General features: G+C 69.0%; 17 protein-coding genes. 12 read left to right on the forward strand and 5 right to left on the reverse strand.

Features of this window, described 5'->3' with window-relative positions:
* Positions 1–23 precede the first annotated feature (23 nt).
* The 11 genes from OHB41_RS51560 to OHB41_RS51610 all read left to right on the forward strand — a co-directional run bounded on the left by OHB41_RS51560 (position 24) and on the right by OHB41_RS51610 (position 6,417).
* Positions 24–530, forward strand: coding sequence for a hypothetical protein (locus OHB41_RS51560; RefSeq protein WP_266709678.1), 507 nt, complete (start codon positions 24–26; stop codon positions 528–530).
* Between the two features lie 8 nt (positions 531–538).
* On the forward strand, positions 539–931 hold the full coding sequence (locus OHB41_RS51565) for a RapZ C-terminal domain-containing protein (RefSeq protein WP_266709680.1): 393 nt from the start codon (positions 539–541) through the stop codon (positions 929–931).
* 97 nt (positions 932–1,028) lie between these two features.
* Positions 1,029–1,547: a hypothetical protein gene (locus OHB41_RS51570; RefSeq protein WP_266709682.1), complete on the forward strand. Its 519-nt coding sequence runs from the start codon at positions 1,029–1,031 to the stop codon at positions 1,545–1,547.
* Positions 1,538–2,053 (forward strand): hypothetical protein, encoded by a 516-nt coding sequence (locus OHB41_RS51575; RefSeq protein ID WP_266709684.1) that lies wholly within the window; start codon positions 1,538–1,540, stop codon positions 2,051–2,053. Before OHB41_RS51570 ends, OHB41_RS51575 begins: the two co-directional genes overlap by 10 nt.
* A gap of 199 nt (positions 2,054–2,252) precedes the next feature.
* A complete protein-coding gene (locus tag OHB41_RS51580; protein ID WP_266709708.1) occupies positions 2,253–2,492 on the forward strand; it encodes a hypothetical protein in 240 nt (79 codons plus the stop codon).
* Between the two features lie 5 nt (positions 2,493–2,497).
* A complete protein-coding gene (locus tag OHB41_RS51585; protein ID WP_266709704.1) occupies positions 2,498–2,932 on the forward strand; it encodes a diguanylate cyclase domain-containing protein in 435 nt (144 codons plus the stop codon).
* Positions 2,929–3,237, forward strand: a complete 309-nt coding sequence (locus tag OHB41_RS51590; protein WP_266709686.1) for a hypothetical protein — start codon at positions 2,929–2,931, stop codon at positions 3,235–3,237. Before OHB41_RS51585 ends, OHB41_RS51590 begins: the two co-directional genes overlap by 4 nt.
* A gap of 20 nt (positions 3,238–3,257) precedes the next feature.
* Positions 3,258–3,605, forward strand: a complete 348-nt coding sequence (locus OHB41_RS51595; protein WP_266709688.1) for a WhiB family transcriptional regulator — start codon at positions 3,258–3,260, stop codon at positions 3,603–3,605.
* A 55-nt stretch (positions 3,606–3,660) separates the two neighbouring features.
* On the forward strand, positions 3,661–4,548 hold the full coding sequence (locus tag OHB41_RS51600; protein ID WP_266709690.1) for a hypothetical protein: 888 nt from the start codon (positions 3,661–3,663) through the stop codon (positions 4,546–4,548).
* 118 nt (positions 4,549–4,666) lie between these two features.
* Positions 4,667–5,596 (forward strand): ParA family protein, encoded by a 930-nt coding sequence (locus tag OHB41_RS51605; RefSeq protein WP_266709692.1) that lies wholly within the window; start codon positions 4,667–4,669, stop codon positions 5,594–5,596.
* On the forward strand, positions 5,593–6,417 hold the full coding sequence (locus OHB41_RS51610) for a hypothetical protein (RefSeq protein WP_266709694.1): 825 nt from the start codon (positions 5,593–5,595) through the stop codon (positions 6,415–6,417). The genes OHB41_RS51605 and OHB41_RS51610 overlap by 4 nt, the downstream gene beginning before the upstream one ends.
* Before the next feature lie 144 nt (positions 6,418–6,561).
* Here OHB41_RS51610 and OHB41_RS51615 read toward each other — a convergent pair whose 3' ends face one another.
* From OHB41_RS51615 to OHB41_RS51630, 4 genes are all read right to left on the reverse strand, one after another.
* Positions 6,562–6,792, reverse strand: coding sequence for a hypothetical protein (locus OHB41_RS51615; protein ID WP_266709696.1), 231 nt, complete (start codon positions 6,790–6,792; stop codon positions 6,562–6,564).
* Positions 6,793–7,851: 1,059 nt separating this feature from the next.
* Positions 7,852–8,922 (reverse strand): AAA family ATPase, encoded by a 1,071-nt coding sequence (locus tag OHB41_RS51620; RefSeq protein WP_526025129.1) that lies wholly within the window; start codon positions 8,920–8,922, stop codon positions 7,852–7,854.
* Positions 8,923–9,017: 95 nt separating this feature from the next.
* A complete protein-coding gene (locus tag OHB41_RS51625) occupies positions 9,018–11,111 on the reverse strand; it encodes a TnsB C-terminal domain-containing protein (RefSeq protein ID WP_266709229.1) in 2,094 nt (697 codons plus the stop codon).
* Positions 11,099–11,725, reverse strand: coding sequence for a TnsA-like heteromeric transposase endonuclease subunit (locus OHB41_RS51630; protein ID WP_266709706.1), 627 nt, complete (start codon positions 11,723–11,725; stop codon positions 11,099–11,101). Before OHB41_RS51630 ends, OHB41_RS51625 begins: the two co-directional genes overlap by 13 nt.
* A 244-nt stretch (positions 11,726–11,969) precedes the next feature.
* Here OHB41_RS51630 and OHB41_RS51635 point away from each other — a divergent pair, with 244 nt between their 5' ends.
* Positions 11,970–12,098, forward strand: a complete 129-nt coding sequence (locus OHB41_RS51635) for a hypothetical protein (protein ID WP_266709700.1) — start codon at positions 11,970–11,972, stop codon at positions 12,096–12,098.
* A gap of 17 nt (positions 12,099–12,115) precedes the next feature.
* Here the strand turns inward: OHB41_RS51635 and OHB41_RS51640 are convergent, their stop codons facing one another.
* Complete coding sequence (locus OHB41_RS51640) at positions 12,116–14,818, reverse strand: hypothetical protein (RefSeq protein WP_266709702.1); 2,703 nt, start codon at positions 14,816–14,818, stop codon at positions 12,116–12,118.
* Positions 14,819–15,127 lie beyond the last annotated feature (309 nt).

A 15,127-nucleotide genomic window follows, 5' to 3' on the forward strand; every position in this document is an offset into this window, starting at 1 on the left:
CCGAGATCAGGAGAGATACCAGCATGCACCGTCCCGCCGCTTTCGCCGCCCTGCTCGGGCTGACCCGCGCTGCCAGTGCCATCGGTGACTTCTGGGTGCAGAACGATTTCTGTGCCCGCGTGAAGGGCGCCTCCGACGATGTCCCGGTCACCTACGAGAACCCGGCCACCCAGGAAAAGACCGTCCACGGCACCACGGACGGACGCAAGGCATGCCTGCACCACTGCCTCACCTACACGGCCACACAGGCGGTCGTCGCCGGGCTCGGGGCCCGCGCCCTGGGCATCCGGGTCCACCCCGGCGCCGCGGCGGCCGCGCTCGCCCTGTCGTTGGGCACGCATTACCTCGCGGACCGCCGGGTGCCGGGCCACGGCTTTCTGGAGAAGCTCGCCGACAAGACCGGCAAGACCAACTTCTACAAGCTGGCCGACTTCGGCATGAACGGCGCGTTCCACCTCGACCACTCCTGGCACCGCGGCTGGGAGACCGTCGCCGCCCTCATCGCGACCACCAAGGCCACCAGCCGGTGACCCGGCCCATGGACATCCGCATCACTTCGTTCGGGCACCTCCACGGTCCCCGCCCCGACGACGCACACATCGTCCTCGACCTCCGGCATTTCCGCGATCCGCACTGGGACCGGGGACTGCGGGAGCTGACCGCCCGGGACCGCCGGGTGATCCGTGCCGTGCTTGGCACGCCCGGTATCCGGCAACTGCTCGCTGCCACCGTCGCTCAGGCGCAGGCCTACGCCCGAGGACCGAGTGCGGGGCAGCACGCGCTGTCCATCGCCGTGGGCTGTTCGGGCGGGAGGCACCGTGCCGGTGTCACGGCCTACGCCCTGGCCCGGCGTCTGCGCCGCCGCGGCCACCAGGTCGCCCTGGTCCACCGCGACCTGCACCGGCCCGTGGTCGAACGCGCGCCTGCCTGACGGCTCCCCGTGCCGCGCCAGCCCGATTCCGGGCTGGTGTAGCGCGGAGGACCGGACAGTCCGGCCCGGTACGGATCCCACCTTGAGGGAGCACCCGATGACCGACACCCTGACCCCGCTCGCCCGCCGCTACGGAGCGGACTCGCCGCTGGCTTACCTGCTCGATCTCGCTGAGCAGAATGCCGGGCCCACCGAGCAGGAGCAGCGCGGCGACGCGGAGACGGCCGCCGCCCACCACACCTACAACGCGTACACGTCCACGCTCGGGCAGGCCGTCGACGCGGAAGCCTGGCAGGGCTACCCGCCCGTCTACGACAACGGCAGTCGGCGCTGGGAGGCGTCCGCGGTGGCGTGGCTGGACGGGGGTCTGTGGCTGCACCACACCCTGCGCATCACCGAACGCGACGGTGCGGAGGACGTGCTGACGCTGGTCGTGCCGTGCACGTGCGGCCGCGGCTACATCGACATGGTCCTCGATGCCGAGGACGACCTGATGGAGGTCCTCTCGGAGCTCCGCCCCACGCACGGCCTGTCCCCGCACAACGACAGGGATCCGCTCGACTGCCACAGCGTCACGACCACCCCGTACCTGGAGGCCGTCGCCGCGTGGCGGTAGCGGACTCCGGCGGCCTGCTGCTTCTGGCGCTCTCCGCGCACCCCCGGCCGCCTGTCCTCGCGGCGGCCGGGGACGTGCGGTGTCCGCCCGGTCTCCCGGACCAGGCGACGACCCTCCCGGAGGTCCTCGTGCCCGCAACCCGCTCCCTGATCGACGCCATTGCCGAGCGCTTCGGCCGGCGCCGCGCCTACATCGACACCACCGAGGTCGACGCGGTACTCACCGCACAGACCGACCTCGCCTACAGCCAGGCCCCCGACCCCGCCGGCATCGCCGCCGCCCGGCACGACGAACTCGCCGTGCAGCCGTGCCTCCTGGACATCCGCGCCCGCGCCCTCGCCGACTTCGTCTACCTGGAGGCTGTCCTGGCCGACGCCCGCAGCCGGCGCCTGGCCCCGGAGCTGATCCGGAGCCTGCGAGCGGTCGTCGGCCACAGCCGGGAACTGACCGGGCTGCTCGCGGACGTGGTGCGGACCACCGCCGCCGTACACGCCGACAGCCACTGAACGCGGAAGGGCCGCAGCATCGGGCTGCGGCCCTTCCTTACTCCCCATCCCCGTCACAAGAGGAAGAGCACTTCCAGCATGCCTGAGCACCCGGGTCCACCGGGTGCAGTTGATCACACAGCAAGAGGCGCACCCCCTCGCCTGCACAGCTCGGGGTGCGCCTCTCTCAATTCCGCCCCAAAGGGCGAGAACGGAGACCATGATGCCCGCACCTGCCGCGTTACGTCAGCGGTCCCGCACATTGATCGTCGCTGCCTCGGTGCCGCTCGCACTGGCCGCGCTGCTCGCCGACGACGTCCGCGTACGCCACCAGCGCGATGCTGCCCGCAAGGACCCGCTCACCGGTCTGCCCGGCCGGGATGCTCTGACGAACCGCATCGACCGCCTCGCTCGCTCGCGCCGCGGGCAGCTGCACGTCCTGGTCGCCGACGCGGCCTGAAGGCAATCAACGACACGCTTGGGCATGCCGCCGGCGACACCCTCATCGCCACCATCGGTCACCGCCTCGGCACGTGGGCCGCCGCCCACGGCGGCATCGCGGCCCGGCTCGGAGGCGACGAGTTCGGTGCCGCCCTGCTCCTGCCGGGCACGAACACAGTCCGCGAGGTGGTGGCGCTGCGGGCGCTGCTTTCGCAGCCCGTCGACCACGCCGGGCAGGCCCTGCGTCCCGCCGTGTCGATCGGCGTTGCCTGCGCCGCAGACCTGCCCGACGCGGCCACCGCTTCCCGGCTCCTGCGCGGCGCGGACATGGCCATGTACAGGGTCAAGACCGGTGAACAGCCGTGCGGCTATGTAGCGACCCGGCAGGACGCCTACGCGCCCACGACCCATGGACGCCGCCCCGGCCGCCCCGGCACGCACCGGGCCACCGCCGGATGAGCGCGCCGGCCCGCCCCCACCAGTCCGGCGCCAAGCCGAAGCGACGGCTGCTGTTCGAGCCGGGCCTGGTCCCGCCTCCCGGCAACCTCCTCGACTGGCGCGACGGACGGCACTTCGACCGCTGGCAGGACCTGCCCTGCGTGCTGTGCGAGAAGCCCACCCCGATGCGCTCGCACTACGGCGAGCCCGTCCACAAGATCTGCGCCGAGGAGTGGGGCCGCGCGCATCCGACCGAGGCGCGCATGGGCCGGTTCGCCTCCGACGTCCAGCCCAAACGCGCCCGCAGCAACGACGACCACGCCTGACCACGGCAATGGAGCCCCTCATGGCAATCCTCGACCTGCGCGTTCCGCGCATCCCGCTGCCCGCCCCCGCGACACGGACCGGGTGCCGCACCGATCCGCAGACGTTCGACGTCGAACGCGGCGAGGTTACCGACGCTGCCGCGGCGGACCGCATCCGGCGGGCCAAGGCGATGTGCCGCGCCTGCCCGATTGCCGCGGCCTGCCTGCGGTGGGCGCTGGCCCACCCGGACCTGAGCCGCGGTGGCGTATGGGCCGCCACCACCGACCCCGAACGCGCCGCGCTGCGCCGCCGGCTGGAGACGCGGCTTGGTCCGGACTGGGTGAACATCCTCGCCACGAACGCACCGACGGCCGGCCCGCACCGGTGACACCGACGCTCCCGCGACCTGCACAGTCCTCCCTCTCAACGAAGGACCCCACCACATGACCGGATTCGCCACTGCCCAGCCGGGCCAGGTCTTCACGTTCACCGGTGCCGAGGACCTGTTCGAGGCCCACTACGGCATCCCTGTCACCGCGCTCGGAGAGGGTGAAAACCTCCTGGCCCTCGGGCACCTCACCGATCGACGCGTCCTCGCCGCCACCTCCGCCTACCACCGCCGGATCTGGGGTTCGCGCGTCCAGCCCAGCCGAGAGCTGGACGACCTGATCCACTTCGGCACCCGCCACCTGTGGATCGTCCCCGTCCGCAGCGCCAGCGCCGACACCTATGGCTGGGAGTACACGGAGACAGACGATGGCGACAGCCGCGCGCAGCCGGCCACCGTCATCGATGTCGAGTGGCTGACGCGCGAGGACGCGACCGTCCAGTCCGAATGCCCGGCCTGCGGCAAAGCCAGCCGCTCCACCCGCAGCATCACCGGGCCCGGCCGCGCCGGATGGGCCAACTACCACCGATGCCGCGCCTGCGATCACCAGTGGCCCGCCGTACCCGCCTCCCAGGTGAGCCTGGAACGGCGTTGCTCGTGGCCCACGTCGTGGGAGGGCTCATGTTTCGCGTGCTCCTGCCTGCCCGACCTCCCCCGCACCGCAGACTGCACGACCGACCTCGACCCGGTCATCGACCAGCCGCTGTGCAGCTGCTGCCGCGCCGAACACTCCCCCACCGTCTGGCAGCAACTCGTCGCCGTCGCCTACGGCACCGCCCTCCACACGGACGCCCACGACGACAGCCGCGACCGGTGGCTCTACAGCGAAGCCCTCCGCGGCATCACACCCGCACAAGCCGCCCGCACATGGACCGACCGCGTGGCGCAGACCGCCCGCCGAACTGCTCGCACGGACGCTGTGCTGAAGACAGGCGAGCGCTGATGGACTACCAGGGCCCGGCCCTCCGTGACAACACGGGGGGCCGGGCCCTTTTTCTGTTTCCGGGGCCCGTGGGAACATGCGGGGCAGCACCACCCCGTACGCGACAGGAGTCCCCGCCGTGCTTGATGACGATCAGATCCCGCCGATTGACCGGTCGGCGCTCAGACATTCCTACGTCATCGCGAACGGCAAGGGCGGCGTGGGCAAGACGACACTTGCCTCGAACCTCGCCGGCCTGGTCGCCGCCGATGGCGCTCGCGTGCTGTTGGTCGACGTCAACGGGCAGGGCAACGTCGGCCGAGACCTCGGCTACCGCGAAAGCGGCGTGGACGACGAAGGAGCCGCGCTCTACGAATCCCTGCGCACCGGAGCTCCCCTCATCCCAGTGCAGGGCGTGCGCCCGAACCTGGACGTCGTGGTGGGCGGGGCCCAAGTCGGCGCCGCCCCCGACATGCTGGCCGCGACGTTCCGCATGCAGCAGCACCGGCAGGCACTCTCCCTGGCCATCTGCCTCGCTCCGATCGCCCACCACTACGACCTGGTGGTGCTCGACAGCGCACCCGAGAACCCGCCACTCCAGCAGCTGGCGCTGTCCGCCGCACGCTGGATGGTCGCCCCCACCCGGTCGGACAAAGCCAGCATCAACGACGGACTCGGTTCCATCTCCCGCCAGTTCCAGCTGGTCCAGCGCTCCGTCAACCCGGACCTGACACTGCTCGGTGTGGTCCTGTTCGGCAGCGGCAGCGCCTCCAAACAGATCCACCGCAACGCCCGCCAGTGGGTAGCCGAAGAACTCAACGCAGACGGCTACCTGTTCGACTCGATCGTCCGATACAGCGAGGCCGTCGGCCAGGACGCCCGCAGCCACGGACGGCTCGTTCACGAGCTGGAAGCGGCGGCTGCCGCTAACCCGAAGTTCTGGGACCTGCGATCCGGACGCGCCAACGCGGGGACCATCGTGTCCACCACCTCTGCGTCCGTCGCGGAAGACCTCGCTACCCTCGCCCGAGAGATCTTGACCAGGGCCGCAGGACAGGACGCCGCATGACCGACACCACCGCAGAGCGCTTCGGCGTGACCGACACCGTCCGCGCCTCCGGACTTGCAGGCCTGGCCCGCAAGTCCACCACCGCGCCCGGTGCCGGCGCCCTCACTCTGGATTCCATCCCGGACCCCGACACACCCGGCAGTGACACCGGACAGCTCACCGAAGCTGAGCGCCGGGACCTGGAAACGTGCCAGCGCGCAGTCCACGGCCACCACAGCAACTTCTGGCTCACCGGCAAAGCACTCGATGCGGTGGCCAAACGACGCCTGTACCGGGGCGAGTTCAACACGTTCGAGGACCTGCTGGAGGGCTGGGGGATCAGCCTCGCGGACTCCAGCAGGATGCGCCGCGGTTGGCGCCTCGCCGCACGTCTTCTCCCTGACGTCCCCAAGCTCACCGTCTCGCACGTGGAGGGGCTTCTGCCCGTCGTCAAGCTCTACGACGTGGAAGCTGCCGCAACGCTGCATGCGCTGCTGCGCGAGACCTATCCCAAAGTCACGGCGCGCGTTATCAACGAAATTGTGCGCGAGCTGCCCGGCCCGGACGGTACGGAATCCCCGGCCGTCGTGATCCGCGAACAGGCAGAGAAGGTGCTGACCGGCCCGGCCGACCCCGCTTCCTCTGCCGAGCCGACGACCGCGAATGACACTCACCTACGCCAGGCCGTTGACCAGCGGGCCCGCCAGCTCGCCGACGACCTCAAGCGAAGCCGCATCCCGCGCCGGGAGCTGAACCAGCTTTTCGCGGAGGCGTTCGCAGACACTGACGACCCTCAGGTCTACCGCGCACTGCTGCGCTGGATGAAGACTCGGAACCGCTAGCCTGCCGGGCCCCCGGAAAGCTTCCAACTTTGGAAGAAAATGTTCGAATTAATTCGAACACGCTCCGGGGGTCGTCGGCGGCCCTGACCATGGCCGCCAGGAGGATCCTGGTGGCGTGTCGAGGAAGAGTGTCCGCAGGTGTAGTCAGTGCGGCAGCCCGTTGCCGGAGGGCAGCCGGAAGTCGCGCCGGTACTGCTCAACAGCCTGTCGTACGAAGGCGTGGCGGGGGAAGCGTGAGCGTGAGGAGTGGTGGCGGACCAACGTGGAGTTCGCCGCCGCCTTGCGGGAGGGCCGTCCGTACCGCCGGCCGAAGAAGCGGTGTCCGGTCTGTAAGAGCTGGTGGTTCGTCGGTGAAGCCGCGGGCGGCCCGCGCAAGCGGGTGGATGCTCTGTACTGCTCTGCGAGGTGCCGCACCCGGGCCTACCGCCAGAGGCAATCACGTTCAGAAGACGTCACACCGTGACGCCTTCACGTGACGCTACGGGCGCCTCGCGCAGCTGCGCAGCGTCCCTCCACCACGGCCGGTGACCCGTCTCAGCGAAGATTGATCCGATCTCACCGAAGCTGCGCTGATCCATCTTCGTCTCAGCGAAGGTTCACGCTTCAGCGGTTTGTCTCAGCGAATCTGCATCGACTGTGCCGGTGAGAATGATCGGTGCAGGATGATCCGCTACTCGGGCGGCATCGCCTTGCGCTGGCGGTATGCCTTCTGGCGGCAGCGGTGCGAGCAGGTCAGGCCACCCTTCTTGACTGACTCCTCGGACAACGGACGCCTGCAAGCCGCGCAGATGCCCGGAGTGCGGGGCCGAGCGGTGGCCCGGCGAGTCAGCAGTGGCTCTTGGGCTGGCTGACGAGCCGCGAGAGCTGTCTGCCGACAGGCAGGCGAACACATCTGGCGAAGCTGCCCATACTGGGCCTCCATCAACTTGCCGCAGACACGGCAAGGCGTCGGCTCAGGTGCCGGCTGACGGGCTCGATAGGCAATCTGGCGACAGGCCGGTGAACAGGTGCGGCGACGTTGTCCGAACTGGATCTTCATCAGGTTGCCGCAGACGCGGCAAGGCACCGGTTCGGGTGGAGTGGAACGCGGGAGTCTCCTGCGGTAGACCTTCGTTCGGCAAGCTGCGGAGCACGTCTTCGGGCGAACGCCGCGAAGTGAGTTGGCCAATATGGAGGCACCGCATTCCGCGCATGACACCGTCTCAAGAGTGTGTCGCAGTTGGTCGGCATCACGGTCAGTGACAGTCGCTAAGCGGTCCCAGCTCGGGGCCCCGCGGTGTAGTGGCGGTTCACAAAGAAACTTCCGCAGGTAGGCAGGCGGAAGCTGGTTTGCCTGGGCCAGCCGCGTGATGAAGGACCGGACCCCTTCCCCGGCCCTTGGGCGGGTCTGGAAGGGAAGGCGGGCGATCGGTGGAGTGCTGCGGGCGGATGGTGTCACTGTTCGTCGTTGGGTGCAGATCCTTTGAGGGGCCGCCCCACGTCGCTGGCCTGCTGCGCTGAAGAAACGGCCTGCTCGTGGACCTTGGAACCCTGATTGGATCTGCACCCTTCGTCGTTCGTGGCCGAGGGGCCTCCCGGGCGCTTGCGGCGGGAGGCGATGTCCAGATCGACGGCCAGCAGACCGGCTTTGGTGATCTTTTCGGTGCCGGTGAGGATGGCGTCGACGGCGGCTCCGCGAAGCTGGTGGGACAGGGTGCCGATCATGCCGTCGGTGCGGGTGTGGAGGAATCGGTCCAGGCGCGTGATAGTGCCGCGTTTGTGCTGGTGCAGTAGCAGGTTGGCTTCCATCTGGGCGACCAGCCCTTTCCATTCCGCGTTGTAGGGGAAAGGATGGGTGGCGACCGAGGTGAAACGGGCGGCGATCTGGTCGCCGCGGGTGCCGGTCAGCAGGCTGCTGTTCTCGATGTCGATGCCCGCGTAGGCGAAGGTCGCGGGGATGCGCTCGGAGAAGTACTTGAGCGTGTCGGACGCTTCGGCTCCCGTGCGGGTGTCCAGGGAGATGTTGTGGATCTCGTCGACCAGGACGAGGCCGCTGCGGGCCTTGGTGCAGACGCCGACCACGGATTCGATGAGGTCGGTGATGTTGGAGCTTCGCAGGACCGGGAGGCCGAGGAAGCGGGCGAACTCGGCTGCGATCATGCGGGGTGTCGCGGCGGGCGGGACGGTGATGTAGATGACCGGTATGCGTTCGTCCTGGCCGGGGTGACGGCGGCGGTCCTGGAGTTCGTGGGCCAGACCGAGCTGGGTCAGGGAGATCGTCTTGCCGGTGTTGGCCGGCCCGGTGACAATCAGGCCTCGGCGGGCGCTGATCGCGCCACGGTTGAGGATGACCAGGCGGCGGCCGCAGGTGACGGTGTGCCGGACGGTGGAGGTGGCGACCACTTGCAGGCGGGCGTGGTGGTCAAGGCGATCCTCGTCGTAGGTGTTCTTCTCGTCTTTGGCCAGTGCGTCGGATTCAGCCTCATGAACCAGCGCGGCGTACTCAGCCTCGCCGAGCATGACCATCGGCTTGCCGACAGAGGCCGCGACGAACGCGCGCCAGCCGGGCAGGACCGTCAGGTAGCGGCCGAAGTCGTCCGGCCGGTCGGCCAGCGGGGTGTTCACGGGCGTCTCCAGGGGTCCTCAAGCGGGTCGAAGAGCCCGAGCGGGATCACCTCGGCCATCGGTTCTTCGTCTTCCTGCTGTTCTTCCGCAACGGGCTCGCCCGCGGTCTCCTGGGACGGCTCGGGCTGCGGAGAGATCACGGCCGGAGCCGTGGCTCTGGTCCGAGCGGTCACCTGCCGGTCCCGCTTGGAGGGCTTGTTCTTCTTGCTCTTCTTTCCCTCAGCGACTTGGGTAGGGCCGGCATGTGCGCGGGTCAGCAAGGCGGCCACGGCCTCGGCGAGTTCTTCCTCGGTGGCCTTGGGCAGCTGGTGGCTGACGTGGTCCCAGGCGAGGTCTCCGAAGGGGACAGGTGCCCGGTTCAAGTATTTCCAGGTCGCCTGGACCCATCCGCCGTCTCCGCGGTGGTTGCGTACCCAGACCCGGGAGACGTCGTAGGGGTCGCGGTGGACCTCCCAAAGACCCCGCTTGGCGGTGACGCCTGAATGGTGGCGCCGCATCGGCCCGAGTTCCGGGGCGTCGTAGGTGCGGTTGTTGATCCGGATGCCGTAGGCGTTGACGGCCCGCCAGGCCGCGGGCAGGAGCTCGATGTAGTCCTGGCCGCTGAGGGCGACCGGGACGTAGCCGCAGGACTCGATCAGCGCGGCGTACTTCTGGTTCGGCGTGAACAGCCGGCCAGGATGGTCGGGGTCGCGTAGTCCTTCGTGGGGGCGGTTCAACCACCTTGCGACGACCCACTCATCGAGCAGTTCCTGCAATTCGGGCAGTGACCACAGATTTTCCTTCTCCGGGTGCCGGCCGCGGTGGTCGGTGTTGCGGCCGGTGTGGCCGGGGAGGAACTGCGCGAACATCGTGGCGACCGAGCCCAGCATTTTCTCGATGTGGCCCTTCTCGAAGGGCGCGCCTTTGTGGGTCGGCTGGAAGTCGATCTCCAGGAACCGGCAGGAGGCTCGGAAGTTGCGTGAGATGAACGCCTTCCCGTGATCGCAGACGATCATTTCCGGGACGATCACCGGCTTGGCGGCCGCGTGTTTGAGGCGCTCGTCCAGGGTCAGCAGCCGCCGGTGCGGCAGAACGGAGCGGGACATCTTGAGCGCGTCCACCCAGCCCGGGCGCATCAGTTCCGGAGTAACAGTCCTGGCCAGCAACACGCTGGCGTCAACCGACTTCGTCGACGGCCGGAGAACGACCGCTGTCGGGGTCCGGGTCGCGACGTCGATCATCGCCGTGAGTTCGACCTTGCCGACGACCCCGTTGTCGAGGCGGACCATCACATCGAGCGGGGTGGAGTCGATCTGCATGACCTCGCCCGGGGCGCTGACGGTCAGTTCCCCGAACGGGACAGCCGCCGTGTGGGCCTTCGACCGGCGTGTGACGGCCGAGCCCGTTGCGTGGGTGCCCGCCGTCAGTTTCTCCACCAACCGGTAGAGCGTGGCCCGGGACGGCCACGTAACCGCATGTCCTTCCTGGGTCTGCTCTAGGATCTCCTTCGTCCTCCAGATCAGGTAGGACGCGGTCCGGGTGGAGGAGTCGACGCCTTCCTTGATGGCCTGACGCATCGCGTCCACCACCTCGGGGTCCACCGTCCCGAACTCCGGCCGCTTGCGGGCCGCGCGGCCATCAGCCAGCCCCGCAACCCCATCCTTCAGATAGCGGCGACGCAGCCGGGCGACCGTGCTGGCCGTCACCGGGTGCCCAGCCCTCGAAAGCTCCGAGGCCTTGGCCTTCTCCCGCCCGGTCAGCGACGTGCCCGGCCCGTACTCCTCGCGCGGTTCCGTCCCGGGCTCCGCGTCCGGCGGCAGTCCGTGCACCACTTCCAGGATGTGGCTCTCCCACCACAGTGCCTGTGTGACCGCTGCCGCCGGGAGCGCCTCCAGAACGGAAGAGGCCGGCAGCGGCATCCGCTCCGGACGGAACAAGACCTCGAAGTCCTCCGCCTCGAACAGCTCGATCAAGGCCACCACCCGGTGCGGATCCCCGGCATCCTCCAGGACCACGGCCTGGGCGGTCACCTCAAGAACCCCCCGGACCTGCCCATCGAATCGGACTCTCTCACCGACCACCAGAGTCGGCGGACGCGTCAACCGGCCCATCGCTGCCGCCCCTTCGCCCAGACCAGACTCCCGGTCTCCAACAGCCCTCCCGACAGATCCGCCTTCAACTTCCCCGACCACAGCAGGTGGAACAGCACCGGCAGAACCTGGATCCGGTCGCCGACCCGTCCGCTGCCCTCCCATAAGCCCCTCGGCTCGCTGAACACCTCCAGAAGGCGCTCAGCCACAGCCTCCGGCCGACCGGAGCGTGCCCGGCGATACCGCGACAGCCACCGGACGTTGGCCATGAACACCGGATCAGGACGGCCGGCCCACTCGAACTCCCAGCCCACGGCCTCACAAGCACGCTCGGTCGCTGCGAAGGCCTCCCGTGTCCGATCATCCATGTCGTCCTCGGCACGAACGTCCACGACCCGGGCCCGCCCCGCAGCCAGCCGGACGAAGTAGTCCGGAGCGTGACGACGCCGTCCCCGGCCGTCGTCCCAGTGCAGCCAGAAAGGCTGCGACGATAACTTCGAAGACCCCCGTTCGCACCGGCGACTCGTGTGCACCCAAAGGCGCGTCGGCAGGGAGCTGGGCCGACGCGTGGAAGGCCAACTCGTTGAGGGCGGCTTCCCGGGTTCCTGAGGGGAGGTCGAGCACGTCACGCTCATCGACACGGCAGCTGTAGATAGCTGCGGGGCTGATCATGGTGTGGTGTCGGCGAGATCGCTTCGGCCAGGTTCCAGCAGTTGACGTCCTCGAGCTCCATCAGCATGGCCCGAGCCATCCGCGCGAACGTCTCCCGGGTTTCGGACCGGGCGAAACAGCCGGCCACCGAGGCCGGCAAACCCTCCAACGCGAGGTCGTGGCCTTCATGGTCCACCGTGACCGATGCGGCCGTCTCGTTCTGATGTCGTGTCAGTCCACGTCATGATCAAGGCGGCCGACCTCGCGCCCGCTGCCACCCCCGTCACACCGCTGACCAGCCGTGACGAACACCGACAGAGCTGTCTACAGCTGCCGTGCATGAACCACCTCAACTGATCCACACGTTTTGACAATTACTCGGCGGTTCGGGGCCGGCCTCTCATCTGGTCCAGGATGTAGTCCTCCACCGACATGGCTTGATGCTCTGCGGTGCCGGCGTCTGCGGGCATGCCTGCGGCAGGGGCTGCGCGGGTGGCCGTGTGCGGGGGCGGGCCGTCGGCGGGCGGTGGGCCGGCCGTCCTTGTTGTGCTCTCCTCGCTCTCGTGTGTCGCGCCTGTGGCAGCGTGCGCGGCCGGCTTGTCGCCGAGGCCTTCGGGGTCCTGCCCGGCTGCCTCGTCGGCGTGGTCGCCGGGCCAGGTCGCCGCGTCGCGTGCCGGGTCCTGTTGCTGTTCTTGTTCCGGTGTGGTGATGCCGGGGCGGCTGGTCTCGGCGGCTGGCTGCTGCGCGGGCTGTGGGGTGGGGGCGCCTTGCGGGACGGAGTGGCGAGGGGTGCCTGCGGGGGTGGGGCGGGGCCGCTTTCGGACCGGTCGCCCGGCCGAGGTGGTGGTGAGCGCGCGGCGGCGGCGTTGGGGGAGGCTGTGGGGCTGCGGAGGCGGGCCGCCTGCGTCGGTGCCGTCCTGGCGTGTGTGGCGTGGCTGGGCTTCCGGGTCAGGCCCGGTCCCGCTGCCGGAGGCGGTCGGCGCAGGGTTTTGCAGGACTCTGCGACGGCCGCCATTGTCCGGTTCCGACAGGTGAATGCCGTGCTGTCGCAACAGGGCGATATCGGCCCCCGTCAGCTTCCTTTCGCCGTACAGCATATTGTACAGAATGCTGCCGATGGGGACGGTGGAAGGGGTGTCGCTGCCAGGAACGGCAAAGACCGCCGTCTGTCGTCGTTGCGGGAGTGTATTGCTGCGGTCTTCGCTCCGCCAGTGCAGGAGACCGGCTATAAACTGTTTGATTGACCACTCGTGTCGACGTGTTTGGCCTGCCTGGCGGACAATCCTGTAGAGGTCGTCCACTTTCTCCATGTGGAGGTGGCGATTTTCCAGTCCCGCGATCAGGTAGGGAGACGCGCGTTTCACACCCTTAGTTATCAGGTTGTGTATTTTATCACCAATTCGGACATTTTCGTACCTGTCGGTGTTCGGGATGCGGACGCTCACCTTAGCGTCCACTGGGGGGATTTCGGTGCAGTTTTCTTTGTCGGGGTATTCAGTGTTGCGCCACGCGTCCATGGCGGCCAGGGTCAGTTCATCCGTCCACTTAATGCGGGTTTTGCGGTGCTTCGGGCTGGCGTGTGAACTTTTCTCGGCCTGCTGGCCCCGGCCCTCGGCTGCCGCCGTCGGCGGCTCGCCGGGCAGGAAGAGGTCATCCAGCGCGCGGGGATCGAACATTCCGGCGGGCACGGCACTCCCCGGCCTCTCCACACCCGGTCCCGCCGGTGCATCGCCCATGCCGTCCGCCGGCCAGCCGCTGTCTGTGATCGGCGGGCCCGGGTGGTGTGAGGTGCTGGGGTCCGTGGGCGGGGCCGGCGTGTCCGTGTTCATGGGTGGTGCGGGCCGGGTGGAGGTGCCGGTGTCTGGCTGTGTGGCCGGCAGGCCGGGTGCGGGCTGGGCGTGTGGGGCGGGCGGGGCCGGCCTGTCCTGCCCGGCAACAGCAGCGGCAGCGGTGGTGGTGGTGGTGGGGTCGCCCTGTGGGGCGGTCTGGCGGGGCCTGCCGCCGCGGGGCGCGGCGGCGGGCCTCCCTTTCCCGCGTTTCGGGCGGCGTCCGTGATTTGAGCCGGGTGGCTGTTCACCTGTCTGTGCGTCGTCTGCTGGCCGTGGCCTTTTCCGGCTGGGGGGTGCGGGTGTTGTGGTTGTGGTGGGGTGGGTGGGGTGTTGGTGTGTGTCGGGTTGGTGGCTGGTGCCCGTGTGGCGGGGGCTGGTTGTGTGGGTGGGGGTTGTTGTTCCGGGGTGGTCCCAGTACAGACGTGTGCGCCTGGTTTTGGTGTCGGTTTCCCCGATATGCAGGCCGGCGGCCTGCAGTTGGGTGATCTCGTGGTCCGTCAGTCCTGTCAGTCCCTGATGGCGGGCCTGGAACAGCCATGTGCCGATGGGGATGTCTGCACCGCTGGTGGTGGCCGCGCTGTCCGTGGCGTTGTGTTCCCGCCGGCGGGTGTTGCTCGCGTCGGTGAGGGGGGTGGGGGTGGGGTCGGTGAGGGTGATGTAGGTGCCGTCGGGGGGGATGGCGGTGCTGCGGTCCTCGCCCGCGGGGGCGGCGGCACGCCAGGCGGCCAGGCCACGCAGGTAGACCTCCACACCCCACACCGGCACCACCGACCCTGACGTGCCCGTGCGCCAGAGACTGCCGTCCTTTTCCATGGTGGGGATACCGCGCGCTCTCAGAGCACCCGCCAGCAAAGAATCCCAATTCTTCAGCCCCCTGGCCCGCAGGTTGTCGAGCCAGTTGCCGATGGTGACGGACTGTTCTCGGCCATCGACACCCCGGACGGACACGGAAGCACCTGGGCCGGGGATGGCGGTGCTGTGGTCGGCACGCCACGTGTCCAAAGCCAGCAGGTACTGCTCGAACGGCCGACGAATGTTCTGGCGCTGATCTGGGGTGGGCTTCAGTTTGTAGCGCGGCACCTTCCTGCCGCCCCTGTTTACCTCCCCTGCCTTCTCGAGGGTCCAGCCGAGTGTCCGCAGCTTATTGGCCTCGTCCTCGGTCAGCCCCTTCCCTTGGTCCTGCAGGTTGTTCAGCCATTTGCCGATGTGGACGTGCACGACTTCGGCGCCGGGAACGCGGAGGAGCACGGAAGTACTTTGTGGGGGCAGGAGGCGGCTGCGGTCCTGGCCGGCGGGGGCTTCCTTACGCCACTGCTCCAAAGCCTGCATGTACTGGTCGAACGTCGGACGAGGCCGTCCGGGCTGGTGTTGGCGGGGTGTGCGGGTGGGGCGGGCGTGTTTGCGTGTTTTGTGGCGGGTTGTGGTGTGGGGGGGTGTTGGGTGGGTGGCGGGTTGGTTGTGGTGAGGGGCTGTGGCGTCGGCCAGTGCTGGGGCTGAGGTGGGGGTCAGTGCGGGGTCAGGGTCAGAGGCTGGGGCCAGAGCTGGGGCAGTGGTGGT

It is taken from the genome of Streptomyces sp. NBC_01571, from assembly GCF_026339875.1.
In the GTDB taxonomy this organism is placed as follows: Bacteria; Actinomycetota; Actinomycetes; order Streptomycetales; family Streptomycetaceae; genus Streptomyces.

Excerpts from the sequence above, each read along its gene's own strand:
- OHB41_RS51560 (WP_266709678.1), top strand. The coding sequence starts at position 24 with ATGCACCGTCCCGCCGCTTTCGCCGCCCTGCTCGGGCTGACCCGCGCT.
- OHB41_RS51565 (WP_266709680.1), top strand. The coding sequence starts at position 539 with ATGGACATCCGCATCACTTCGTTCGGGCACCTCCACGGTCCCCGCCCC.
- OHB41_RS51570 (WP_266709682.1), top strand. The coding sequence starts at position 1,029 with ATGACCGACACCCTGACCCCGCTCGCCCGCCGCTACGGAGCGGACTCG.
- OHB41_RS51580 (WP_266709708.1), top strand. The coding sequence starts at position 2,253 with ATGATGCCCGCACCTGCCGCGTTACGTCAGCGGTCCCGCACATTGATC.
- OHB41_RS51590 (WP_266709686.1), top strand. The coding sequence starts at position 2,929 with ATGAGCGCGCCGGCCCGCCCCCACCAGTCCGGCGCCAAGCCGAAGCGA.
- OHB41_RS51595 (WP_266709688.1), top strand. The coding sequence starts at position 3,258 with ATGGCAATCCTCGACCTGCGCGTTCCGCGCATCCCGCTGCCCGCCCCC.
- OHB41_RS51600 (WP_266709690.1), top strand. The coding sequence starts at position 3,661 with ATGACCGGATTCGCCACTGCCCAGCCGGGCCAGGTCTTCACGTTCACC.
- OHB41_RS51610 (WP_266709694.1), top strand. The coding sequence starts at position 5,593 with ATGACCGACACCACCGCAGAGCGCTTCGGCGTGACCGACACCGTCCGC.
- OHB41_RS51620 (WP_526025129.1), bottom strand. The coding sequence starts at position 8,922 with ATGGTCATGCTCGGCGAGGCTGAGTACGCCGCGCTGGTTCATGAGGCT.
- OHB41_RS51625 (WP_266709229.1), bottom strand. The coding sequence starts at position 11,111 with ATGGGCCGGTTGACGCGTCCGCCGACTCTGGTGGTCGGTGAGAGAGTC.
- OHB41_RS51630 (WP_266709706.1), bottom strand. The coding sequence starts at position 11,725 with ATGAGCGTGACGTGCTCGACCTCCCCTCAGGAACCCGGGAAGCCGCCC.